The organism is Rhodococcus sp. UFZ-B548 (assembly GCF_903819475.1).
GTDB classification, from domain to species: Bacteria; Actinomycetota; Actinomycetes; order Mycobacteriales; family Mycobacteriaceae; genus Rhodococcus_F; species Rhodococcus_F erythropolis.
Genome location: NZ_CAIJDS010000004.1, coordinates 101,203 through 123,332 on the forward strand (window position 1 = coordinate 101,203; position 22,130 = coordinate 123,332).

Below are 22,130 nucleotides of genomic sequence, written 5' to 3' on the forward strand. Positions count from 1 at the left end.
GCCGCGACCGAGCGAGAGGATCGACGATGGGGCACTACGACGACTTGGCGGACTCGAAGTTCGAGACCGGATTCCCGACTCGCGAGACTTCGATCTCGTTGCGAAACGAGTTGGTGTTCCAACGAGCCGTACAGAGCTATCTGTGGTCATTGCCGGCGATCAACATCTGGGCGATGAAAGAGGGTTCGGAATCGACGTTCGGTGCCGGATACAACGTCCTCCCGATATGGCAAAACCGAATCGATGCAAAGACTCTCGTGACAACCCCGAACTTCGACGTCGTTTATGCCATGGGATATCTCGATCTCGACAAATACGGCCCTTTGGTCGTCGAGGCCCCGGCGGGAGTCCAGGGGATTTTCGACGACTTCTGGCAACGTCCGATCGTCGGCCCCACTATCGAGGGACACACTTGGAAAGGTGATGTCGGCTTGGCGGGGCCCGACGCCGGATCCGGTGCGACATACGTGCTGCTGCCACCCGGGTACTCCGGGCCGGAACCGGCCGAGGGATACATCTACCGCTCACGCACGAACAACGTATTCCTTTTCTGGCGTGCGTTCTTCGCCGATCCCGCCGATTTGTCTCCCGCTGTCAACCGGATCGAGAGCACCGTCATATATCGCCTCGGACAGAAGGACGGCGCGTTACCCATGCAGTTCCCTCGCGCTTCAGGGGTGGAATGCAACATGCTCTTTCCACAGGACGGCACCTACTTCGAGATGCTCGACAGGTTCATCCAGAGCGAGGCCGTGGACCCCTATGACCTTGACCTGCGCGGCTTTCTCCACACACTCGGAATCGAAAAGGGAAAAGCATTCGATCCCACTCCTGACGACCGAGAACTTCTCGACAAGGCCGCTCGCACAGCATTCAAGATGTCCAAGGTGACCGTGACCAGCTTGCTGGCGCTCGAACCGGGGGCACCTACTATCCAAATCAACCGTGGGTCAACACTTTCGCCGGCGAGAATACCGAGTTCCAATCGAGCGGCACATTCACGAATCTCGAGCAGCGCGGTGCGTTCTTCACTGCGGCGTACTCCAATTCACCTGGCATGGTCGTGAACATCGTCGACAAGGGCGCAAAGTACCCGGCGACCATGAAAGATTCCGAAGGAAACTGGTTGGACGGGGGGAACTCGTACTCACTTCATCTACCTCCGGACTTGCCCGCGGCGCTTTTCTGGTCAGTTGCTCTCTACGACAGCGTCACCGCGTCCGGCCTCGACAACGGACAACCCTTCCCCTCGGTCAACACGATGGACAAACCAACGATCAACCCCGACGGGTCACACGACATCTACTTCGGGCCGACCAAGCCGAACGCTGCAGACGAGACGAACTGGCTCCGAACTCTGCCGGGAAAGGGCTACTTCGTGATCCTTCGTCTCTACGGCCCTGGCAAGCCATTCTTCGACCAGACATGGACGCCAGGTGATCTCGAGCCGATACGCTGACGCCTACGCGGAAATGGCCATTTCGCGAATTCACTACCCGGTTCCTCCGCCTGCCCCAGCACTCGGCCGAGTGCGTATTGGATCAGAATTCGAGGAACCGAGGGCGCAAAAGTGCACCGAAAGGCGCTCGAGCTTGGGGTGAAACGTACGACGCTTCGCCATGCCGGGAGTACAGGCGATCGTCCTCGTAGCGCGGAAATACGTGGACGTGGTGGTGCCAGACGTCCTGGTTGCCCGCCGGTTCGTTGTGCTGCCTGGTCGAGACACCGTCACAGCCGTATTCTTCACGAATTGCAACAGCCACAGCCTGAACCAGGTCGAACACCGAGTGCCCGACGCTCGTGGGCAAAGTGTAGAGATTCTCGAAGTGTTCGATCGGTGACACAAGTACGTGGCCGGGGTTGTCCGGCCACCACTTCGGGGAAATCCGAGCAATTACATTGTCGGTTCGGGCGACGAGGTCGGTCGACGCGTTGTACTCGTCGAACTCACCGAGCGCGTAGCGACAGAACGGGCAGCGGTACCCCGGCGGCTCATGATGCAACTCGTCTGCCCTCACCTCGCGATCTTCCCACGATCTTCGATCCATGCAGGAAACCCCCAAATGTCCGATTTGGGTCAATTTCCCCAAAACAAAAGTTCGCTTACCCATACTGAAATGACCGACTGTCCCCGACGTGAGTGGGTCCTCATGGATACCGACGTATTGGTAGCGGGCGCCGGCCCGATCGGTTTGACCACCGCGATCGAGCTGCGCAGACGCGGCATCTCCTGTCGAATAGTCGACCCCCTCGACGAACCGCGGCAATACGCGAAAGCCGTCGGGATTCAGCCACGCACTCTCGAACTTTTCGAGAACATGGGGGTGCTCCGCCATGCACTCGACGCCTCGACACTGATGCGCGGTCAGATCATGTACACGAACGGCGTCGAGGTCGCCCGCGTCAACCTCACCCTCCCCGAGGACGTTCCTTACTGGTTCCTCTGCCTCCCCCAGTACTCGACGGAGCGCATCCTCACCGAGCGACTCGCCGAGCTGGGGACAACCGTCGAACGCGGAGTCGGTCTCACCGCATTCGAACAATCCGACGGCGCCGTCACCTGCACACTCAGCGACGGCAGCACCGTGAATGTCCAGTATCTGGTGGGTTCCGACGGCGCTCACAGCGTGGTCCGCAAAGGGCTTGGCCTGAGCTTCGAGGGCGGCGCGTTTGCGGAAAGCTACATGCTCGGTGACGTCGAAGTCGACTGGTCGATCCCCAGCGGCTACTCCGTCCGCGCCAACCACACCACCGACGACCTACTCGTCTGCATCCCACTTCCCGGACACAAGCGGTACCGCATGTCGATGCTCGTTCCGGACGATTTGATGCCGGACGAATCGTCGAACAAAGCCTCTGTACAACACGGTTTTTCAACCGGCAAGACACCTGAACTCCATCACATCCAGGCCGTGCTCGACAGATTGTCCCCAGAACCGACAACCGCCTCGATGCTGCGATGGTCCTCGGTCTTCCGCATCAGCCACCGCATCGTCGACGCTTACGGTCGCGGACGGGTTTTTGTCGCCGGCGACGCCGCGCACATCCATCCCCCGACTGGCGCGCAGGGCATGAACACCGGCATCCAGGACGCCCACAATCTCGCATGGAAGGTAGCGCTCGCCGTCAAAGGCGTTGCAACAACAGATCTTCTCGGGACCTACGATGTCGAAAGACGTCCGGTCGGTGAAGAAGTCGTCGGGATGACCGTCCGAAATGCTCGAGAAGGAATCGGTTCGGGAGAGTCTTCCATCGACACGGCAATGCGGCGCCAGGCTCAATTGTTGATCGACTACTCGGAGAGTCCGCTGAACACCGGGCGTGATTCTTCGAGTCCACACGTTCAACCGGGCGAGCGTGCACCCGATGCACGCGGAATGCGCCGAGACGGTGTGCAGTATCCAATTCGGTTGTTCGACTTGCTGTCCGGAGTCGACCACACGTTACTGCTGACTTCGGACGGATCCGCAGAGAGCATCAACAGCCTCGAGAAGGTCGCCGACGCCGCCATTCGATCAGCGCACGGCATGTTGGACGTCTACGCGATAGTGCCACCGGGAACCGTGACCGTCGATTCGTTGGTGCCTATCATCGAGGACAACGACTCGCAGCTATGCGCCGCGTATGGGGTGGAAGGTACGGCGGCGCTGGTCATTCGCCCCGACGGCTACCTCGGATTCCGCGGTCACCCGGAGAACGTTTCCGACTACTTCGCAAAAGTGTTTGCCGTCAATCAGGAATGAGCGAAGCGAACATCAACCGGATCTCGGGTGAGAGCTTCATCAACTCGACGTATCCACCCAATGGCCCGGCATCGAGGTAGGAGAACTCCATGCCGGCGCCCTCTACCCGACCTTGTTGCACCACCGACATTCCGCGACGCTCGGCCTCTAGCAACGTCGCCTCGTAATCGTCTGGAACCCAAGCCATGTGATGAACTCCGACGCCGTGAGTCTCCAGGAATTCCGTGTACAGGTTGCGTCCGGACACTGGTTGGATCAGCTCGAGCTGTTGGCTGCCCGCATATCCGATCGACACGTGCACGACATAGTCCGCGGGCTCCCCGCGATACGTTGTGGTCTCGGGGCCAAAGACGATGCCTGGCATACGCAGCCACCGCTCCACTCCCCACTGCCGAGTGAACTCCTGTTCGGCAGCCTCGATGTCCTCGACCACCCAGCAGATCTGGAAGATCGGTCCCGAGACCAACGGGTTCATGCCATTTTTCCGTTGTCGACCGAGTAAACGGCCCCGTGTATCGCCGAGGCGTCGTCGGAGGCCACGAAAGCCACCATCTTCGCAACGTCCTCGGCTTCCATCAAGCCACGCGGCGACGCAACCTTCATGACGAGATCGAAGTCGACTCCGTCGGGGAAGGTGAATCCGGTGACTTGAGGGGTCATCATGCCGCCGGGGCAGATTGCGTTGACACGCAGAGATTTTCCGGTGAACTCCATCGCCATCGCACGGGTCAGTCCGATGAGTCCGTGCTTGGCAGCGCAGTATCCAGCCGAGTACGCCTGCCCTTCCAGCCCCGCGATCGAGGAGACGTTGACGATGTTGCCGCCCCGTTCCAGCAAGTGCGGCAGTGCTGCTCGGGAAAGGAAGAACGGTCCGTTCAGATTGACCGCAAGGTCATGTGCCCATTCGGAATCCGCAATATCCGCCGTATGACGAAGCGAGTGCGATCCCGCCACGTTGACGAGGATGTCGATACCACCGAGCGCGTCGACACAGGCTTGCACGGCCGCATCACACTGAGCAGAATCCGAGACGTCCGTCGCTGCGTAACGACGCTCACCGTCCGTGCCGGCCACCTCGACCATCGACTGCCGCAGCTTTTCCTTGTCACGGGCGATACCGAAAACCTGTGCGCCCCTGCTGTGGAGTATCTCGGTGACGGCGCGCCCCAGCCCTGAGGACGCGCCGGTCACCAAGGCCACTTTCCCGGCCAGTACGTCTGCCATGGGCTAGGAAGCCGCTGCTTCGCGCTGGAGTTCCAGCGCGATGTCGATCAACTGATCTTCCTGGCCGCCGACCAACTTGCGCTTGCCTGCGCGCACCAACAGTTCCGCGGACGACACTCCGTACCGCTCGGCCTGACGCTCGGCATGCTTGAGGAAGCTCGAGTACACGCCGGCGTAGCCCATCATCAGCGCTTGACGATCGAGCAGGCATTCCTGCGGCATTGCCGGGCGCACAACATCTTCGGCTGCATCGGCGATGGCGAAGAAGTCGATACCGGTCTTGACGCCGATCTTGTCGCAAACACCGACGAAGGCCTCGACCGGGGCGTTGCCGGCGCCGGCACCGAACCGACGGGTACTACCGTCGATCTGCTTGGCTCCCGCACGAACTGCCGCAATGGAATTGGCGACGCCCAGGCCCAGGTTCTCGTGGCCGTGGAAGCCGACCTGAGCGTCGTTGCCGAGTTCCTGAACCAGCGCCTCGACGCGATCGGATACCTGCTCGAGTACCAGCGCGCCGGCCGAGTCGACCACGTACACACACTGGCAACCCGCGTCGGCCATGATGCGAGCCTGCTTGGCCAGCTTCTCCGGCGGAATCGAGTGAGCCATCATGAGGAATCCGACTGTTTCGAGTCCACGCTCACGCGCGAGGCCGAAGTGCTGGATGGATACGTCTGCCTCGGTGCAGTGAGTTGCGATGCGGCAGATGGACGCACCGTTGTCCTGTGCGATGACGATGTCGTCCTTGATGCCCAACCCGGGCAGCATCAGGAAGGCGATCTTCGCGTTGGTCGCCGTCTCGACTGCAGCTTTGATCAGTTCCTGCTCGGGAGTCTTCGAGAAGCCGTAGTTGAAGGAGGACCCGCCGAGGCCGTCGCCGTGAGTGACCTCGATGACCGGCACTCCGGCTCCGTCGAGGGCACCGACGATGGCTCGTACTTCTTCGACGGTGAACTGATGACGCTTGTGGTGGGAGCCGTCGCGCAGTGACGTGTCGGTGACGCGGATGTCCCAGCTCGAATCGAAATGAATCATGTCGCTCATGCCTTCACACTCAGAAGCTTCTGGGCGATTTCCTCGCCCACCTTGGTGGCTGCTGCCGTCATGATGTCGAGGTTGCCCGCGTACGGCGGCAGGAAATCGCCTGCGCCTTCGACCTCGACGAACGTGGTGACCGTTGCATAGCCACCGGAAACGACGCTCGGTTTGTCGAACTGCGGTTCGTTGAGCAACCGGTAGCCGGGCACGTACTGCTGGATGTCCTTGACGACACGGTGAATGGAGTCGGTGATCGCGGCCTGATCGGCGTCTTCGGGGATAGCGCAGAAGATGGTGTCGCGCATGATCATCGGCGGGTCTGCGGGGTTGAGGATGATGATCGCCTTACCGCGCTGTGCGCCGCCGATGGTCTCGATACCGCGGCTCGTGGTCTTGGTGAACTCGTCGATGTTCGCGCGAGTTCCCGGGCCGGCGGACAACGATGCAACGGAGGCGACGATCTCGGCGTACGCCACGTCGACGACTCGCGATACCGCATAGACGATCGGGATGGTTGCCTGCCCACCGCAGGTGATCATGTTGACGTTGGGTGCGTCCAGGTGCTCACGCAGGTTCGCGGGCGGAACCACAGCCGGGCCGACCGCGGCCGGAGTCAGGTCGATGGCACGGATACCGGCGGCCTCGTAGCGTGGTGCTGCCTCGCGGTGCACGTATGCCGACGTTGCCTCGAAGACCAGGTCCGGTTTCTCCGCCTGGTTCAGCAACCAGTCGACGCCCTCGGCGGAGGTCTCGAGTCCCATCTTGCGGGCGCGCGCCAATCCTTCACTCTCGGGATCGATTCCGATCATCCATCGCGGTTCGAGCCACTCGGAACGCTGCAGTTTGTACAACAGATCGGTACTGATGTTTCCCGATCCGACGATCGCCACACTTGCCTTGGTCATGACTACTCCTACGTGAACTGAAGAGAGACGGAACCGAGGCCGCTGAACTCGGCTCGGAAGTTGTCGCCTGGATGAGCGTCGATCGCTCGCGTGCACGAACCCGGCAGAACGATGTCGCCGGCCTTGAGCCGAACTCCGAACGTGTCGACCTTCTGCGCCAACCACGCGACAGCGGTGACCGGGTTACCGAGAACCGCATCGCTGCGCCCCTCCGCAATCCGCTCGCCGTTGCAGGTCAGCACCGCATCAATCGCCTTGATGTCGATGTCCGACGGGCGAACTCGTTCCTTGCCGAGAATGAACCCGGCGGAGGACGCGTTGTCCGCGATGGTGTCCGAGAGGCCGATCTTCCAGTCCTTGATCCGGCTGTCGATCAACTCGATGGACGGCGCATAGGCGACAGTGGCGTCGATGACGTCTTGTTCGGTGCACCCGGCGCCCGGCAGATCTGCTCCCAGAATGAAGGCGACCTCCACCTCGACGCGTGGGAAGCAGAAGCGCGCCGTGTCGACCGGACGGTCCTCGAACTCTTCCATCTCGGCGAGCAGGTGACCGTAATCTGGCTCGTCGACGCCCATCATCTGCTGCATCGCCAGTGACGAGAGTCCGACCTTGTGTCCGACCACCTTTGCGCCACCGGCAACACGACGCCTGATGTTGATGAGCTGGATCTCGTAGGCGTCGACGACGTCGATGTCCGGATACGTGGCGATCAGCGGGCTGATCGGAGCGCGATCCCGTTCCGCCGAATCAAGATGGTCGGCAAGTTCGCCGCGGATCTGCGTCGAGAGCATCGTTCAGGCCTTTCCGACTGTGGAGAATGCGGCTGCATGCTGACCGGCTCGTCGTCCGGAGAACACGCAGTCGGCGAGCGACAAGCCGCTCACATACGAGTTGGAACAGATACCGACGGCGGTACGGCCGGCGGCATACAGGCCAGGGATACCCTCCCCGGCCTCGTTTTTCACCATGCCGGACGATTCGTCGACCACCAATCCACCGAGCGTGAGCATCGGGCACGGATTCATCATGTTGGGCTTGATCGAGACGTCGTACATCGTGAACGGCGCAGACAGTATCGGCCTGACGAAGTCCGACGGTTTGCCCATCGGATCAGGTTGTCCGGCAGCGGCAGCGGAGTTGTGCGCGTCGACGGTGGCTTGAAGGCCGGCGACGTCTATCCCCGCTTTACGGGCGACCTCGGCAATGGTGTTGCCACGCACTGCGGTACGCATCATGCCAGTGGTCTGTACCCGCTGGAACCACATCGACTGGTCACTGATCTGCGATTTCGCTTCGCGAACGAGTTCGGAATCTGCCAGCAGCCAACCGATTCCGTTGCTCTTCTCTGCCATCGCCTGACCGAGAGCGGCACCGTAACGTGACTCGTCGACGATTCGCGCACCGGATTCACCCACCAAAATGGAACCGAGAAAAGCACTCGGCGGGACGATGAATCGCCAGGCGGAAACATTGCCGAGCTTGTCGGTGGCTCCCCCGGCTTCGATACCGAGGTTGATGCCTTTGCCGTCGTCCCCGGAGGTGCCGAGCGGGATACCGCCCTTGTAGGCGGGGGCATGGGTGCGCATCATCTCGCGATTGGACACGAAGCCGCCGGCGCTGAGGATCACGCCGCCGCGTGCCTGGATGCGAATCCGCTTAGCGTGCTTCTTCTCGATCTTCGCGATGAGTGCGTCGAGAATCGTGCGCAACTGCGGCGCGTAGACGCCGGGCTTGGAGGACAGAGATCCGAGCGTCGCGTGACGGCGACGAACTCCGGCAGGTGCGTCACGAAGAGTCAGTACTTCGACGCCGATCACCCGGCCGTCCTCGATGATCAGCCGGTCCGCTCTCGTCTGGCCGAGCAACTGGACGCCCTTGGCCTCCGCGGACTTCGCGAGCGGGCCGTAGAGCATCTTTCCCGACGTGCCACGCCCCTTGGCGCGATGGCCGCGAGGAGCAGGTTTTGCGATGTCACGGAACCCGCCGGCAGATTCGCTACCCGAGAAGTAGAGGTAGTGCTTGTTGCTCGGGTACGACGTCTTGTACGGACAGAGTGAGGCCTCGAACGGCACGCCGTGACTGCGCAGCCAGTCGATCGACGCCGGGCTCTCGTCGACGAACCGGCGCAGGGTCTGCGGCGTCACCGCGTCACCGACCTCGCGGTTCAGGTAGGCGAGCATGGCTTCGGGACTGTCCTCGACACCGGCTTCCTTTTGAATCACGGTGCCGCCGCCGGCGTAGTAGATTCCTCCGGAAATCGTGCTGGCCCCACCACCGAGTGCTCGGTCGATCGCCAAAACCGACGAACCGGCCGCTACCGCTTCGAGCGCCGCACTGGCCCCCGCCACACCGAACCCGACCACAAGGACGTCAACCGAAGTATCCCAGGTCACACCGCACCATCCTCAATCCCACTGCAACGTGTTTCGTTATCAATGACAACGTCCGGAAATACTTCCTGGCAGAAAGCATGGACTGACACCCCCATCATTCTATAACGTGTTCTACATGAGCAAGCAGGAATACGACATCGTCGTCGTCGGCAGTGGTGCCGCAGGTATGACAGCGGCCTTGACCGCAGCCCACCAGGGCTTGAGTGTGGTCATCGTGGAGAAAGCCGCCCACTACGGCGGATCGACCGCCCGTTCCGGTGGTGGGGTCTGGATCCCCAACAACGAGGCACTTCAGGCGGACGGTGTCACCGATACCCCGGAGGCCGCACGTTCCTACCTGCACAGCATCATCGGCGACGTCGTCGCTCCCGAACGCATCGACACCTATCTCGAGCGCGGTCCCGAGATGCTCTCGTTCGTGTTGAAGAACAGCCCTCTCGGACTGCAGTGGGTGCCCGGCTACTCCGACTACTACCCGGAAGCTCCCGGCGGACGCCTCGGTGGCCGCAGTGTCGAGCCCACCCCGTTCGACGGCAACAAGTTGGGCGCCGACCGCAAGAACCTCGAGCCCGACTACGTCAAGGCCCCCAAGAACTTCGTCATCACCCAGGCCGACTACAAGTGGCTCAACCTGCTGATGCGCAATCCTCGCGGACCCCTGCGCGCCATGAAGGTCGGCATGCGATTCCTCGCAGCCAAGGCCACAAAGAAGGATCTGCTGGTTCGCGGCCAGGCACTGGTCGCCGGTATTCGACTCGGACTTCAGTCCGCCGGAGTACCCATCCTGCTGAACACCCCGCTGACCTCCCTGTACACCGAAGACGGCGCAGTTCGCGGCGTCAACGTCCTAATCGACGGCGAGGAGCAGGTCATCCGCGCTCGCCACGGAGTTGTGTTGGGATCCGGCGGATTCGAGCACAACAAGGAAATGCGTGAGAAGTACCAGCGCGCACCCATCGGCACCGAATGGACCGTCGGCGCGAAGGCAAACACCGGCGACGGCATCCGCGCAGGCCAAGAAGTCGGCGCTGCAGTCGATTTCATGGACGACGCCTGGTGGGGCCCGTCCATTCCGCTGACCGGCGGACCGTGGTTCGCTCTCTCCGAGCGCACCCTCCCGGGCTGCATGATGGTCAACATGTCGGGCAAGCGCTTCGGCAACGAGGCGGCTCCGTACGTCGAGGCAACCCATGCGATGTACGGCGGTGAGTACGGTCAGGGCGAAGGCGCCGGCGAGAACATCCCGACGTGGATGATTCTCGATCAGCGCTACCGCAACCGCTACACGTTTGCCGGTATCACTCCCCGCTCCCCCTTCCCCGGCCGCTGGCTCAAGGCCGGCATCGTGGTCAAGGCGGGAACCATCGCCGAATTGGCCGAGAAGACAGGGCTTCCCGTCGCATCGCTGACCGAAACCGTCGACCGGTTCAACGGCTTCGCACGCAACGGCAAGGACGAGGACTTCGGACGCGGTGACAGTGGTTACGACGCGTACTACGGCGATCCCCGACTGAAGAACCCCAGCCTCGCCGAAATCAGCAAGGCTCCGTTCTACGCCATCAAGATGGTTCCGGGTGACCTCGGCACCAAGGGTGGTATCTGCACCGACGTCAACGGTCGAGCACTACGCGAAGACGGAAGCGTCATCGACGGTCTCTACGCCGCTGGCAACGCGAGCGCTCCGGTCATGGGCCACACCTACGCCGGACCAGGCGCGACCATCGGTCCCGCAATGACTTTCGGTTACCTGGCAGTACTCGACATCGTCGAGCGTGCGAAGAAGGCTGAGAGCACCGAGGCACCGGCAGCTGAAAAGACGGCGGTCGACCATGCCAATTGATCCGAAGATCGCACTCGGCGCCGAGCTTGCGCCACAAGAGTTCTCATGGACACCGTCGGACGTGCAGCACTACCACCTGGCACTAGGGGCAGGTGCTCGGCCGCTCGATTCGAACGAGCTTCGATACCTCGACGACGAAAAGCCTCAGGTACTACCCACCTTTGCCACCGTCGCCGCCAACTTCCACGCCACCGAAGCGCCGAAGGTCTCGTTCCCCGGCGTCGAAATCGATCTGGCGAAGGTAGTCCACGGGAGCCAGGAAGTCACTGTCCATCAGCCGATCCCGGCAAGTGGAAGTGGCCGCACCACAACTCGAATCGCCGAGGTCTGGGACAAGGGCAAGGCCGCGGTGATCGTGCAGGAATCCGTCACGGTCGACGCCGAGGGCAACCCGCTGTGGACAGCTCGCTCGTCCATTTTCGCCCGCGGCGAGGGTGGTTTCGGGGGTGAACGTGGTCCGTCGGAGTCGATTACGCTTCCGGATCGCGAAGCAGATGAGACAGTGGTGACGCCTGTGCTTCCACAGCAGGCTTTGCTGTACCGGATGTGTGGTGATCGGAATCCGTTGCACTCGGATCCGCAATTCGCCTCCGCGGCAGGCTTTCCAGCGCCTATCCTGCATGGACTGTGTACTTACGGAATGGTCTGCAAGACCGCAGTGGATACCATGCTCGACGGCGACAGCAGTCGGGTAGCCGGATTTCGGGCCCGCTTTGCCGGGGTCATATTTCCCGGCGAGAACTTGAGTATCCAGATCTGGAAAGACAATGGGCGACTCCTGATCTCAGCTTCCGTACTGGAGCGCGAAGCTCCTGCCCTGGCTGACGTAGTTCTCACTCTTGTCTGATACCAACCTGTCTGATACCCACCTGTTAGAACTCACCGTAGTTCTCGAACCCGATGGAGTAGCCCGAAGATGACGGCACAAGACGAAAAGTTCCGACTGTCCCGACGAGGTTTCATGGCCGCTGGAGCCGGCGCCGTGGCAGCGACCGCATTCGCCGGCTGGACGCCGGCCTATGCCGTCCCCGCCGGCTCCTCCGGCTCCGCGGGTGGTCCTGTCTCCACCCTCACACCGCCGCCTGCCTTCCCCGAAGGCATCGCGCTGTACCAGCAGGCATATCAGAACTGGTCCAAAGAGATCATGCTCGACGCGATCTGGACCTGTTCGCCCAAGACGCCCGAAGACGTAGTCCGCCTCGCGAACTGGGGCCATGCCAACGGCTACACCATTCGTCCCCGCGGTGCCATGCACGGCTGGACGCCGCTGACCATCGTCAACGGTGCGCCGGTCGACAAGGTCATCCTCGCCGACACCACGGTCCACCTCACCGGCGTCTCCGTCAACGCCGGTGGCAGCCCGGCCACCGTCACCGCAGGACCCGGCGCGACCCTCGACGCCATCACCACCGCACTGCAGGCACAGGGCCTCGGGTTCGCGAACCTGCCGGCGCCCGGTGTGTTGACCATCGCCGGCTGCCTCGCCGTCGACGCTCACGGTGCAGCGCTCCCCGCCGAAGGCGAAGCACACGTTCCCGGACAGACTTTCGGCTCACTCTCCAACCTCGTCACCTCCCTGACCGCAGTGGTCTGGAACGGCAGTGAGTACGCGCTCGAAACGTACGCGCGTAGCGATGCAGCGATCAAGCCGCTGCTGACTCACCTCGGACGCACCTTCCTCACCTCCGTCACCTTGCAGGCCGCCCCCAACTACCGCATGCGCTGCGTCAGCCACACCGACATCGGTTGGCAGGAACTCTTCGGTGCCCGCGGAGCGTCCGGACGCACCTTCGAGAAGTTCGTCCGCGAAAACGGTCGCGCAGAAGCAATCTGGTACCCCTTCACCGAACGCCCGTGGATGAAGGTGTGGTCACTTGCCCCCACCAAGCCGCCGTTCTCGCGTGAGGTGACCGGGCCCTACAACTACATCTTCTCCGACAACCTCCCGGAGCCGGTCACCGACATGATCGGGCAGATCAACTCCGGAAACCCGGGCATCGCACCGGCATTCGGGCAGATCATGTACGCCACCACCGTTGCCGGACTCGCCGCGACCTTCTCCAACGACCTGTGGGGATGGTCCAAGGACGTCCAGTTCTACATCCGGGCCACCACCCTGCGCCTGACCGAGGGCGGCGGAGCCGTCATCACCTCGCGCGCCAACATCGGCCAGGTCATCCACGACTTCACCCAGTGGTTCAACGGTCGCATGGAGTACTACCGCTCTATCGGACAGTTCCCCCTCAACGGCCCCGTCGAAATCCGTTGCTGCGGCCTCGATCAACCCTCGGACGTCGAGGTCGACTCGGCAGGCGCCCCCACCATCTCGGCCATGCGCCCGCGCCCCGACCATCCGGAATGGGACACCGCCATCTGGCTCAACGTCCTCGGCGTCCCCGGAACCCCCGGCATGTTCGCGTTCTACCGCGAAATGGAACAGTGGATGCGTAATCACTACAACAACAACGACGCCACCTTCCGCCCCGAATGGTCCAAAGGCTGGGCGTTCGGCCCCGACAAGCCGTACACCGACACCCCGATCATCACCCAGGGTCTCCCCCAGACCTACCGCGACGGCGTCCCATCGAGCGACAACTGGGACACCGCCAACGCCGCATTCAACGCGTTGGATCCGCACAAGGTCTTCAGCAACACCTTCCTGGACCAGTTGCTGCCTTGAGGTTCAAGTACTGAGCGCACACTCTGACAACTCGACGGTCGTCGCCACTCCCCTACTTTCGGGAGTGCGGCGGCCGTTGTGCGTTGCAGTGAGCGGGATGAAGGAGTCCCCCCGCATCCCGACGAGGCAGCTGCCTCAATCGCGATCAGGATGGATCGCCTCGTGCATACTTTCCACGGCCCTGGCATGAGTTGAGAGCTCGGACCGAGCCGACCGAATCGTGGCGCTGTCGCTGCGTGCCCCCGGCTCGGACGACGACGAGTCCTCTTCGGGGTTCGACGCGCCACCAGCGGGATGCTCGGAGGAGCCGGTGCGCTCTTCCCTCTCCGCGCGGGCGCGCAACAACGACTCGGACTTCGGGGTATTTCGCATCGGAGCATTGTCCCAGATTCATCTCCCATGACTCACATGGAGCGCTCTCACCCCCGGTGACCAGGCCGTTCCTGAACTCCGATACCTAGAAAGTTCGCAACAAAATATCTACAGCGGTCAGGGTAGACATTCTCACGAGGGTGTTGTATCTTTTTTCTCGTAGCAAGGAACGAGTCAAGAGATGCGGGAGAGATGAACTACCCGCAAGCAGTACCGCAGGGCAGGGACGTGCCGGGGCCGAATTCGTGTGTGAGTGTGTAGTCGGACCCGGCACCCCCCTTCAAAGCGGCTACCGGATGTCTTGTGCGAGTCCGGAAGTTCGAAAGAATGCAGTTATGTAAGTAAGTTCAACCCCATCCGGCCCCCGGCGCACCTCGCGCCGGGGGCCCCGTCCGTTCAGCGAAAGAAGCGAGCCATTCCGGCAGATACACCACCGGGGGACCCCTCCGGCAGATTCGACGACGAGAACTATCCTGCGTACAGCATGGGACATGCGGCCGAGATCCTCGGTGTCAGGCAAGCTTTCCTTCGTAGCCTCGATGCCGCGAAACTGCTTACCCCACAACGCTCTGAGGGCGGACATCGCCGCTACTCCCGGTACCAGCTGCGCATCGCGGCCCGCGCGCACGAACTTGTAGCCAACGGCACGGCGCTCGACGCGGCTTGCCGCATCATCATCCTCGAAGACCAACTCACCGAGGCTCGTCGCATCAACGCCGAGCTCCAGCAAGCACAGGACCGACGAGCGGAATCGGACGCAACGCCGGACTGAGGACTGACGTGATCAGGCACTGGGAGTAGCAGTCACCCCTAACCGTCAATCTGTTCCCTCCCCCTTCGAACTGCGCTAAATTCAGTCAATTGGGACATTGCTAGGCGTCGGTTGCTCGATTTCCACATCGAAGGGATCGCAGGCATGAATTCCTCCCACCACCGCACTCGGGTGCGGCTAGCTGCTCTGTCGATCGCCTTGACCGTTGCCATTGCAACCGCTGCGTGCAGTTCCGACGAGGACTCGGCAACAAACACGAGCAGCGCATCTCCCAGCACCGCGAGCAGTCAGGAATCCTCCGAGATCGCGGACCTCGTCCGCCGTCAGGTGGCCGACTTGGGCCTCAGTGCCGCCGTGTTCGGAGTGTGGCGGGGCGACGACGAGATTGCTCTCGGTGCCGTCGGAGAGTCCCCTATCGGAGTTCCGGCGACAACCGACATGCAGTTGCGCGTCGGTCAGCCGATGGAACCGATGCTCTCGACAGTTCTGCTGCAACTCGACGAAGAGGGAACGCTTCCTCTCGATCAACCGATCGCGAAGTGGGAACCGAACTTTCCACGCGCAGACACCATCACTCCACGAATGCTGGCAAACAGCACGTCGGGCATCTCCGACTACGTGACCGATCCACAGTTCCTCAAACTCTTCACGGACAACCCGATGAAGGGCTGGACTTCTGAGGAGATCCTGAATCTTGCCAATTCCCGCCCACCGCTGTTCGAACCCGGCACCGGTTGGGCGTACGCGCACAGCGATCTGACGCTGCTCGGCGACGTCATGGAGAAAGCGACTGGAAAACCGCTGGGCGACCTACTTCAGCAGCGCGTCTTCGATCCACTCGGGATGGATCACAGCAGCGTTGTGCTCACGTCGCAGATGGACGAGCCGATTTTGCACGGCTACACCAATGAACGCGGAGTATTCGAAGACTCCACTTTCTGGAATCCGACGGCTTTCCTGCACAGCGGAAACATGAACGCGCCTGTCGCCGACGTCGGAAAGTGGGTGCGCGCACTCGGAACGGGAGAGTTGCTCTCCGACAAAGCTTTCGAGCAGCAGATGGCACCGACGACTGCGGGCTTGGGAAGTATGACGGCGGACAAGTTCTTTTCCTTCGGGACCGGGCACCTCGACGGTTGGCTTGTGATGAACCCGTCGTACGGCGGCTACAACGGGCTTGCGCTCTATTACCCCGACTCGAAGACGACGATCGTCGTCTACGCCACGCTCGGGCCGACAACCAACGCGGACCTCAACAACGCCGTGCCGATGGGCAAGGCGATCGGAACCCTCCTCGAACCGGATCACCCACCGCAGGTCCCGACGCCGTGACGCGCCACACACGCTGGTAGCAAACAGCGTCGGTCGGCAACTTCCTGTTTACGCACGGATTACCTCCAGGACTTATCGCCCCATCACCATTCTCTTCAGTACCGAACGAAACGCGTCGGACCGCGGGTTGTCTCGCCAGTGAACGAGAACGTAGATAGATGGGGACAGGCCCGATGAGGAAATACGCGATGTCAGTGGCATGCACGGTTGCAGTCACAGCGGGGGTGACTCTTGTGATGTCGGTGCCTGCCGGAGCGGACCCGAATGACAGTGGGTCGTGCCCTGCCGGTGCGGTATTCGCGGTCGGCGGAACGTGGGATCCGACGGGACAAACGACGCAACCCGTCACCGACCGCTACGTGGCCCAGGGTTACGCCTCCAAGCCGGTGACCTACCCCGCCAGCTTCTGGCCGCTCGGCGATCAGACGTACGACCAGAGCGTTGCCGCCGGCGCCCAGACGCTTCGCACTGAAGTCAACGCTTTCCACGCTCAGTGCCCGGGCAGCGAGATCGTCGTCACCGGATACTCACAGGGAGCGCGTATTGCCGGCGACGTTCTCGGTGACATCGCACGCGACGGATCCATTCCGCAGTCGCAAGTCGAAGGCGTCCTCTACGCCGACCCTCGCAACTCGGCCGGGGGCATCGAAACCGTAGTGCCCAATGTCGTTCCGGGAGCGACGATGTCCGGAGCACGCGGCGGATTCGGAGACATTGCAGTGCAGGAAGTCTGCATCGAGGGTGACGGCATCTGCAACATGCCCAAGCCGCGTGATGCGCCCGAGGTGTTCGTGGATTCGGTCTTCGGCTACTTCACGAAGCACAACACCTATACGCCGATGATGTCCGAGCCCGCTCCGCCTGCTCCCCCGGCACTGCCGCAGACGCCGTCGGTGCCACTGCAACCCGCTGACGTTGCCACTGCGATCGTGACGCGGGTCGTCGAGAACATCACTCCGTATCTGAGCGCTGCACTCGCCACCGTACTGACGAAGTAACGCGATACCGCCTGTTCGGTTGACTGAAAGTCGACCGATTCGTACAAGTCGAGAGCAACCGCTATCAAGCACCATCGATCACATGCTCACCTTCATCGTCAGATACGGGTACGTCCCGTTCATGCTCTTGGGAATCAACGGAGCCGCAATCGCGCTGGCGGCATCCGGCGCGCCGAAATGGTCACTGGTGGCATTGATTCTCTTCGCAGTGGTCTGCTCTTTCGCGGCCGAACGGGCGCTTCCCTACGAATCCGCGTGGAATGCCCCGGGACCGGACAGGTTTCGCGACGCTGTCCATGCGTTTGTCAACGAATCCCTCATCTTGGTCAGCGTCGCGGTCATCCCGTTGATGGCCGCAGTGATTCCGTTCGACGGGCTGTGGCCGAGCGGTCTTCCGTTTGTCCTTCAGGTCGTCTTCGCAGTGTTGGTTGCCGATTTCGGCATCACCGTGGTGCATTTGATCAGCCACAAGGTTGGATGGTTGTGGCGTTTCCACGCGGTTCATCACAGCCTCGAACGGTTCTACGGTATGAACGGACTGATGAAGCACCCCGTGCATCAGACTTTCGAAACCGCCGGCGGCGTCCTGCCACTGATCCTCCTCGGGATGCCCGTTCCAGTTGCCTCGGCGCTCGCGGTTTGTGTCGCTGTCCAACTCCTGCTTCAGCATTCGAATGCCGATTACCGCATCGGCCCCCTGCGTCCGATACTCGCCCTCAACGCCGGCCACCGATTCCATCACCTGAAGTGGGCTGGAATCGGTGACGTCAACTTCGGCTTGTTCACTCTGATCTGGGATCACCTGTTCCGCACTTATTCTTTCGATCCGGAAAAGCGCTTCAGCAGTGACGATCTCGGAATGGCGGCCAAGCCCGACTACCCGGACGACTACATCGGCCAGTTGACCGAACCGTTCCGGAGACAGAACTGAGGGACGATCGGTGGAGATTCAGCCCGCGAGTACCCGTCGCATGACGGGCTTGGCTGCAAACGCACTGGCCAACACCAACGCGATCCCCACAGCCAGGGTGACACCCAACTGAACCAGCGCCATCGGAGTGGTCAATACGGCTGCCCCTGCCAGCGGGAAGAGGAACAGCAGTGCAGCGCCGGCGCCGGCCAGTGCCATCACCACCACGGGAGTGCGAACGTGCCTCATGCGGGCGCTGTCCATCACCTCGACAGGTGTGCCGGCCAAAGTCAGACTCCGATACAGCTCACGGTTGTCGAGGATCCCGGATACCTGGGTGAGCGCAGACGAGATGGCAGCCAACGTGAATGTTGCTCCGAGAGTGAACAACACCCCGGTTCTCATGTCCGCGAACAGGAACTCCTGCCCTGGCTGCAAATCCTGCCCCTCCCCGTTGCCTATCGCGGCGAGGAGAGATGTGCCTGCGGCAACGAAGCTGGCCATCGTCACACCGCTGACCGTGCGCCACACAGCCTTCGGATTATCCAAGACCCGGCGCGCCGCAATCAGCGAAGCACCGTCTTTGGCGCATTTGAGCATGATCCGTCCAAGCAGCGAAATGACGAACGGACCGACCAACGCAACAACGCCGAAGCAGAGACCAAGGCCCACCAAGATTGCCGCGATGCTTGCCGCGGAGCCCCCGAATGCACTCCATCCCACAAGAACCCCCACCCCAGCCACAGCGAAGATCATCTTCGGTGCGGCGCTGGGATTGCCCGCCGTGACGCCCAACGGGCTCACGAACACCTGGCGCATCCCGAGCATCGACGTCAAAGCAGCCAGGATGGTCATTCCGAATACGATGCCCACCAGCGGAAGTGCGCCTACCCAAAGCTCACTCCACTCGAATGTCCGACCTTGAAATCTCAAGAGAGCTACGAGCGGCAACGCGAGGAGGTATCCCACCACACCGATCAACGCACCGGCCAAGCCCTGGATACCCGATTCCGCAGCGCACAGCGCAACGATCTGGCGAGGGGTGGATCCGATGAGTCGCAGCGAGGCAAGTCGTTCGTCGCGACGGCGCGCGCCCAAGCGGGCCGCCGCCAGACCGAGAGTGACGGCTGGAACGATCATCAACACCGAAGCAACCCCTGCGAGCGCTAGGTACGCCTCGGCTTCGGGTTCGCTCGATCTGCCCGCGAATGCACCGTAGCCGCCGAGCACCGTCAGCAACAACGTCGTCGAGGCGGCAAATGCGGACACTGGGAGCGCGAAGGTACTCAAGGCCTTTCGCCCTTCACCTCGCACCGTCATCAATGCAACGCGCGCTGTGGCCTTCATGCCGCCACCTGTGTCCCGACGAGCGAACCGGCCTGCATCATCATCGTGCGATCACACCACCGAGCGACTTCGGCATCGTGAGTGACGACGACCAACGCAGAACCGATCTGTTGAGCCGAATCACGCAACACCCTCATCACTTCCCAACTCGTCTGCGCGTCGAGGGCACCGGTCGGCTCGTCCGCGAAGAGAACGGCGGGTTTGGTCACCAACGCTCGCGCAATCGCGACACGTTGCGACTGCCCACCCGACATCTGACCCGGGCGACGATCCTGCAACCCGTCCAGCCCCAAGGGCGCGAAGAAGCCGTGCGCCGTCCGCTTGGCTTCTGCGATGGACAACCCGTTGAGTACCAAGGGCAAAGCGACGTTCTCGATCGCCGGAAGCTCCGGCAACAGTTGGCCCGATTGAAAAACGAACCCGTACGACTCCCGTCGGAGCCGGCTGCGGTCGTTCTCACCGAGGTTCTCGATATGCCGGCCGCTCAGCAAGATTGCTCCCGAGTCGGGCTTGACGATTCCTGACATGCAATGCAGCAGTGTCGACTTCCCCGATCCTGAAGGACCCATGATGGCCGTGGCAGTACCGGCGCGCACTTCCAGCGATACACCTCGGAGCACCGGAACGTCGCCGTACGACTTGCCCAGCGCGTGGACCGACAGGACTGCGGGTGCTTGTGCGTTGTTCATGATTCCACCTTCTCGTGAACCCCTCGCGAACACATCGGCCCAGCGCACGATCTTCGGACTGAGCTCGGTCCTACCGGAGGATGACCGGACCCCGAGCTCTGTCAGGGTCGTCACTATGATTTCCGACATGACCTGGTCCGGCGCCGTCCACATGCAGCCCGGAATTCTCATGTTCACCGGCGCAGTGGGATCCGCGCACATGCATTCGCACGCCGCTGTTCAGATCATGATCATCGACGACGGGGACGTCACGGTCACGGACGGGGACGGCCACAGTGAAGTCGTGCGGTCCGTGGTCATTCCATCCGGGGCGGTCCACGCGTTGTCCGCCTCCGAGGATGCGCGGGGACGGGCGATCTACGTTGACTCCACCACTGGGATGGGTCTGCGCATCAGGCCACCGGAGCCGAGCCGCGGTGGTGTGACCGACTGGTCGGACCGTGGGCAGACCGCAGTAGCGATGACGGACCGCGGCGCTGATTCGGATCTGGAATACGCAGCGAGGCTGATCGATTCACTATCCGAACACGAAAAGGCGTCGAACTTAGGCGTTCTTCACCCGGCCCTCGAGCATGCCCTGACGCTACTTCCCGAGAGAATCTCGGGGCAGGTCACACTGACGGACATCGCCGCCCTGGTCTCCATCTCGCCCGGACGGCTGGGAAGAATCTTCAACGATCAACTGCAGATGAGCTTTTCGACCTACATCCGCTGGTTACGGTTACGACGTGCCATGGAAGTGATGAGCAGTGGCGCAACCCTGACAACCAGTGCACACGAGGCCGGTTTCACCGACAGCGCCCATCTCAACCGTATCTGCCACAGTATGTTCGGGCTCACGCCCAGCGCCGCGACCGGCGGCCTCACCTGGAATTGACGCTGCCCCTCAGCTGACGCTGTCCATCTCCATCCTCGCGAGCAACGACAGACGACTGTAGAGGCGCGCCAATCCGGGAACGTCCCGAAGACTGCCCGCAACGTCCTCCACACCGGCAGCGGCATACACCGTCAGTCGCGCATCGACGTCGTAGAGAACATCGACGACATTTCCGAAACGGCGAAGGGCAAATTCCGAAGCTTCGGCGAGCACCGGTACTCCGAAGATCACCCAGTCGTCGAAGCGGGAGGCAAGCTCGAGATAGTCGGCAGCCGAGGTCGAACCAGCGCACAGCACCTCGAAGTCGAACCAGACAACGCCGTCTCGAATCGCCGAGCACTCCAATGTGCGCGTGCCTATCGTCAATTCGACACTTTCGCCCGAAGGCCACGTGATTCCCGAGCCGACGAGGAATTCCCCTGTCGCAAAACGGTAGTCCCCGGCACCTGGCTGACCCGCCGTCCGATAGTCGACGGAGCCACCCAATTCGATCACCTCGAGAGTCCGCTCGATCAACTCGATCGACGGAACGAACTGCTCGTGAAAAAGCGGATTCGGAAGAAGATCGGTCGGCGGGACATTCGACGTGACAACAACAGTCACGCCTTTCGCGACGATTGTGTCGAGAACCCTTGCCATGAACATGGCGTCGGCGACGTCGTCGATGTGGAACTCGTCGAAACAGAGCACGCGGATTCCGTCGACGACGTGGTCCAGCGCCGCGCCCATCGACCCGAGTTCGTGCGCCCGAGAGTGCAGATCTGCAAAGAACCGATGAAAGTGAATGCGCTGCTTGCCGACTCGGATGCTCTCGTAGAACTCGTCCATGAGCATCGTCTTACCGCGGCCGACGCTACCCCAGAGGTAGATCCCTCCGCCGACCTCACCGCCCGAGATTCGGGCCCGCAGTGCATCGAGGGCTTCATGTGCCGCCAACTGCTCTTCGTCCAGTAACATGAGGCCCCTCTACATCTGTAGAGTCGAGGCTAGTGACCGAAGGCAAA

The 22,130-nt window shown here is 61.9% G+C and carries 22 protein-coding genes; 11 read left to right on the top strand and 11 right to left on the bottom strand.

Annotated elements, in window-relative coordinates:
• Window positions 1–26: 26 nt before the first annotated feature.
• Together H7C86_RS06455 and H7C86_RS37165 are read left to right on the top strand one after the other, a co-directional pair.
• Window positions 27–1,067 carry a DUF1254 domain-containing protein gene (locus H7C86_RS06455; RefSeq protein WP_259349047.1) on the top strand — a complete coding sequence of 347 codons (1,041 nt, stop codon included), beginning with the start codon at window positions 27–29 and terminating at the stop codon, window positions 1,065–1,067.
• Window positions 1,058–1,459 (top strand): DUF1214 domain-containing protein, encoded by a 402-nt coding sequence (locus tag H7C86_RS37165; protein ID WP_259349048.1) that lies wholly within the window; start codon window positions 1,058–1,060, stop codon window positions 1,457–1,459. The genes H7C86_RS06455 and H7C86_RS37165 overlap by 10 nt, the downstream gene beginning before the upstream one ends.
• Before the next feature lie 82 nt (window positions 1,460–1,541).
• Here the strand turns inward: H7C86_RS37165 and H7C86_RS06460 are convergent, their stop codons facing one another.
• Window positions 1,542–2,048, bottom strand: a complete 507-nt coding sequence (locus tag H7C86_RS06460) for an HIT family protein (protein WP_259349049.1) — start codon at window positions 2,046–2,048, stop codon at window positions 1,542–1,544.
• 102 nt (window positions 2,049–2,150) lie between these two features.
• Here H7C86_RS06460 and H7C86_RS06465 point away from each other — a divergent pair, with 102 nt between their 5' ends.
• Complete coding sequence (locus H7C86_RS06465; RefSeq protein ID WP_182261309.1) at window positions 2,151–3,743, top strand: FAD-dependent monooxygenase; 1,593 nt, start codon at window positions 2,151–2,153, stop codon at window positions 3,741–3,743.
• Here the strand turns inward: H7C86_RS06465 and H7C86_RS06470 are convergent.
• From H7C86_RS06470 to H7C86_RS06495, 6 genes are read right to left on the bottom strand one after another with little or no spacing between them, the layout of a single operon-like run.
• Window positions 3,730–4,218 carry a VOC family protein gene (locus tag H7C86_RS06470; protein ID WP_020906146.1) on the bottom strand — a complete coding sequence of 163 codons (489 nt, stop codon included), beginning with the start codon at window positions 4,216–4,218 and terminating at the stop codon, window positions 3,730–3,732. The two genes, H7C86_RS06465 and H7C86_RS06470, sit on opposite strands and share 14 nt — an antisense overlap.
• A complete protein-coding gene (locus tag H7C86_RS06475) occupies window positions 4,215–4,967 on the bottom strand; it encodes an SDR family NAD(P)-dependent oxidoreductase (protein WP_182261267.1) in 753 nt (250 codons plus the stop codon). Before H7C86_RS06475 ends, H7C86_RS06470 begins: the two co-directional genes overlap by 4 nt.
• A 3-nt stretch (window positions 4,968–4,970) precedes the next feature.
• Window positions 4,971–6,014, bottom strand: a complete 1,044-nt coding sequence (gene dmpG / locus H7C86_RS06480; protein WP_020906144.1) for a 4-hydroxy-2-oxovalerate aldolase — start codon at window positions 6,012–6,014, stop codon at window positions 4,971–4,973.
• On the bottom strand, window positions 6,011–6,913 hold the full coding sequence (locus H7C86_RS06485) for an acetaldehyde dehydrogenase (acetylating) (RefSeq protein ID WP_019746894.1): 903 nt from the start codon (window positions 6,911–6,913) through the stop codon (window positions 6,011–6,013). The genes dmpG and H7C86_RS06485 overlap by 4 nt, the downstream gene beginning before the upstream one ends.
• A gap of 8 nt (window positions 6,914–6,921) precedes the next feature.
• A complete protein-coding gene (locus H7C86_RS06490) occupies window positions 6,922–7,707 on the bottom strand; it encodes a 2-keto-4-pentenoate hydratase (protein ID WP_070796379.1) in 786 nt (261 codons plus the stop codon).
• 3 nt (window positions 7,708–7,710) lie between these two features.
• Window positions 7,711–9,309, bottom strand: a complete 1,599-nt coding sequence (locus H7C86_RS06495; protein ID WP_021332385.1) for an FAD-binding protein — start codon at window positions 9,307–9,309, stop codon at window positions 7,711–7,713.
• Window positions 9,310–9,424: 115 nt separating this feature from the next.
• Between H7C86_RS06495 and kstD the strand changes: the two genes are divergently transcribed.
• The 3 genes from kstD to H7C86_RS06510 all read left to right on the top strand — a co-directional run bounded on the left by kstD (window position 9,425) and on the right by H7C86_RS06510 (window position 13,829).
• Window positions 9,425–11,149, top strand: coding sequence for a 3-oxosteroid 1-dehydrogenase (kstD, locus tag H7C86_RS06500; RefSeq protein ID WP_182261268.1), 1,725 nt, complete (start codon window positions 9,425–9,427; stop codon window positions 11,147–11,149).
• Complete coding sequence (locus tag H7C86_RS06505) at window positions 11,139–11,996, top strand: MaoC/PaaZ C-terminal domain-containing protein (protein WP_046377926.1); 858 nt, start codon at window positions 11,139–11,141, stop codon at window positions 11,994–11,996. The genes kstD and H7C86_RS06505 overlap by 11 nt, the downstream gene beginning before the upstream one ends.
• A 69-nt stretch (window positions 11,997–12,065) precedes the next feature.
• The gene (locus H7C86_RS06510) at window positions 12,066–13,829 is read left to right on the top strand and encodes a cholesterol oxidase substrate-binding domain-containing protein (RefSeq protein WP_153213499.1); all 1,764 of its coding nucleotides are present in this window, start codon (window positions 12,066–12,068) and stop codon (window positions 13,827–13,829) included.
• A 135-nt stretch (window positions 13,830–13,964) separates the two neighbouring features.
• Here H7C86_RS06510 and H7C86_RS06515 read toward each other — a convergent pair whose 3' ends face one another.
• Entirely contained in the window at window positions 13,965–14,201 is a 237-nt protein-coding gene (locus H7C86_RS06515) for a hypothetical protein (RefSeq protein WP_153213498.1), read from the bottom strand.
• A gap of 484 nt (window positions 14,202–14,685) precedes the next feature.
• Between H7C86_RS06515 and H7C86_RS06520 the strand changes: the two genes are divergently transcribed.
• The 4 genes from H7C86_RS06520 (at window position 14,686) to H7C86_RS06535 (ending at window position 18,234) form a co-directional block, all read left to right on the top strand.
• Window positions 14,686–14,973, top strand: coding sequence for a MerR family transcriptional regulator (locus tag H7C86_RS06520; RefSeq protein ID WP_020906139.1), 288 nt, complete (start codon window positions 14,686–14,688; stop codon window positions 14,971–14,973).
• A gap of 144 nt (window positions 14,974–15,117) precedes the next feature.
• Complete coding sequence (locus H7C86_RS06525) at window positions 15,118–16,305, top strand: serine hydrolase (RefSeq protein ID WP_182261269.1); 1,188 nt, start codon at window positions 15,118–15,120, stop codon at window positions 16,303–16,305.
• A 188-nt stretch (window positions 16,306–16,493) separates the two neighbouring features.
• Window positions 16,494–17,303, top strand: a complete 810-nt coding sequence (locus H7C86_RS06530) for a PE-PPE domain-containing protein (RefSeq protein ID WP_020968420.1) — start codon at window positions 16,494–16,496, stop codon at window positions 17,301–17,303.
• Window positions 17,304–17,385: 82 nt separating this feature from the next.
• Entirely contained in the window at window positions 17,386–18,234 is an 849-nt protein-coding gene (locus H7C86_RS06535; protein WP_060938448.1) for a sterol desaturase family protein, read from the top strand.
• An 18-nt stretch (window positions 18,235–18,252) separates the two neighbouring features.
• Here the strand turns inward: H7C86_RS06535 and H7C86_RS06540 are convergent, their stop codons facing one another.
• Window positions 18,253–19,560 carry an FtsX-like permease family protein gene (locus H7C86_RS06540; protein ID WP_020906135.1) on the bottom strand — a complete coding sequence of 436 codons (1,308 nt, stop codon included), beginning with the start codon at window positions 19,558–19,560 and terminating at the stop codon, window positions 18,253–18,255.
• Window positions 19,557–20,402 carry an ABC transporter ATP-binding protein gene (locus tag H7C86_RS06545; protein WP_029254452.1) on the bottom strand — a complete coding sequence of 282 codons (846 nt, stop codon included), beginning with the start codon at window positions 20,400–20,402 and terminating at the stop codon, window positions 19,557–19,559. The genes H7C86_RS06540 and H7C86_RS06545 overlap by 4 nt, the downstream gene beginning before the upstream one ends.
• Between H7C86_RS06545 and H7C86_RS06550 the strand changes: the two genes are divergently transcribed.
• Window positions 20,377–21,126 (top strand): AraC family transcriptional regulator, encoded by a 750-nt coding sequence (locus H7C86_RS06550; protein WP_182261270.1) that lies wholly within the window; start codon window positions 20,377–20,379, stop codon window positions 21,124–21,126. The genes H7C86_RS06545 and H7C86_RS06550 overlap by 26 nt on opposite strands.
• A 9-nt stretch (window positions 21,127–21,135) precedes the next feature.
• On the opposite strand, the gene zapE is transcribed toward H7C86_RS06550, so the two are convergent.
• A complete protein-coding gene (gene zapE, locus H7C86_RS06555) occupies window positions 21,136–22,083 on the bottom strand; it encodes a cell division protein ZapE (RefSeq protein ID WP_182261271.1) in 948 nt (315 codons plus the stop codon).
• Window positions 22,084–22,130 lie beyond the last annotated feature (47 nt).

What these genes read in the sequence shown, in the direction of transcription:
- H7C86_RS06515 (WP_153213498.1), bottom strand. Translation starts at nt 14,201, where the DNA reads ATGCGAAATACCCCGAAGTCCGAGTCGTTGTTGCGCGCCCGCGCGGAG.
- H7C86_RS06465 (WP_182261309.1), top strand. Translation starts at nt 2,151, where the DNA reads ATGGATACCGACGTATTGGTAGCGGGCGCCGGCCCGATCGGTTTGACC.
- H7C86_RS06475 (WP_182261267.1), bottom strand. Translation starts at nt 4,967, where the DNA reads ATGGCAGACGTACTGGCCGGGAAAGTGGCCTTGGTGACCGGCGCGTCC.
- H7C86_RS37165 (WP_259349048.1), top strand. Translation starts at nt 1,058, where the DNA reads ATGGTCGTGAACATCGTCGACAAGGGCGCAAAGTACCCGGCGACCATG.
- H7C86_RS06550 (WP_182261270.1), top strand. Translation starts at nt 20,377, where the DNA reads ATGACCTGGTCCGGCGCCGTCCACATGCAGCCCGGAATTCTCATGTTC.
- H7C86_RS06525 (WP_182261269.1), top strand. Translation starts at nt 15,118, where the DNA reads ATGAATTCCTCCCACCACCGCACTCGGGTGCGGCTAGCTGCTCTGTCG.
- H7C86_RS06545 (WP_029254452.1), bottom strand. Translation starts at nt 20,402, where the DNA reads ATGTGGACGGCGCCGGACCAGGTCATGTCGGAAATCATAGTGACGACC.
- zapE (WP_182261271.1), bottom strand. Translation starts at nt 22,083, where the DNA reads ATGTTACTGGACGAAGAGCAGTTGGCGGCACATGAAGCCCTCGATGCA.
- H7C86_RS06490 (WP_070796379.1), bottom strand. Translation starts at nt 7,707, where the DNA reads ATGCTCTCGACGCAGATCCGCGGCGAACTTGCCGACCATCTTGATTCG.
- H7C86_RS06505 (WP_046377926.1), top strand. Translation starts at nt 11,139, where the DNA reads ATGCCAATTGATCCGAAGATCGCACTCGGCGCCGAGCTTGCGCCACAA.
- H7C86_RS06535 (WP_060938448.1), top strand. Translation starts at nt 17,386, where the DNA reads ATGCTCACCTTCATCGTCAGATACGGGTACGTCCCGTTCATGCTCTTG.
- H7C86_RS06455 (WP_259349047.1), top strand. Translation starts at nt 27, where the DNA reads ATGGGGCACTACGACGACTTGGCGGACTCGAAGTTCGAGACCGGATTC.
- H7C86_RS06540 (WP_020906135.1), bottom strand. Translation starts at nt 19,560, where the DNA reads ATGAAGGCCACAGCGCGCGTTGCATTGATGACGGTGCGAGGTGAAGGG.
- H7C86_RS06510 (WP_153213499.1), top strand. Translation starts at nt 12,066, where the DNA reads ATGACGGCACAAGACGAAAAGTTCCGACTGTCCCGACGAGGTTTCATG.
- H7C86_RS06520 (WP_020906139.1), top strand. Translation starts at nt 14,686, where the DNA reads ATGGGACATGCGGCCGAGATCCTCGGTGTCAGGCAAGCTTTCCTTCGT.
- H7C86_RS06530 (WP_020968420.1), top strand. Translation starts at nt 16,494, where the DNA reads ATGTCAGTGGCATGCACGGTTGCAGTCACAGCGGGGGTGACTCTTGTG.
- dmpG (WP_020906144.1), bottom strand. Translation starts at nt 6,014, where the DNA reads ATGAGCGACATGATTCATTTCGATTCGAGCTGGGACATCCGCGTCACC.
- H7C86_RS06460 (WP_259349049.1), bottom strand. Translation starts at nt 2,048, where the DNA reads ATGGATCGAAGATCGTGGGAAGATCGCGAGGTGAGGGCAGACGAGTTG.
- H7C86_RS06470 (WP_020906146.1), bottom strand. Translation starts at nt 4,218, where the DNA reads ATGAACCCGTTGGTCTCGGGACCGATCTTCCAGATCTGCTGGGTGGTC.
- H7C86_RS06485 (WP_019746894.1), bottom strand. Translation starts at nt 6,913, where the DNA reads ATGACCAAGGCAAGTGTGGCGATCGTCGGATCGGGAAACATCAGTACC.
- kstD (WP_182261268.1), top strand. Translation starts at nt 9,425, where the DNA reads ATGAGCAAGCAGGAATACGACATCGTCGTCGTCGGCAGTGGTGCCGCA.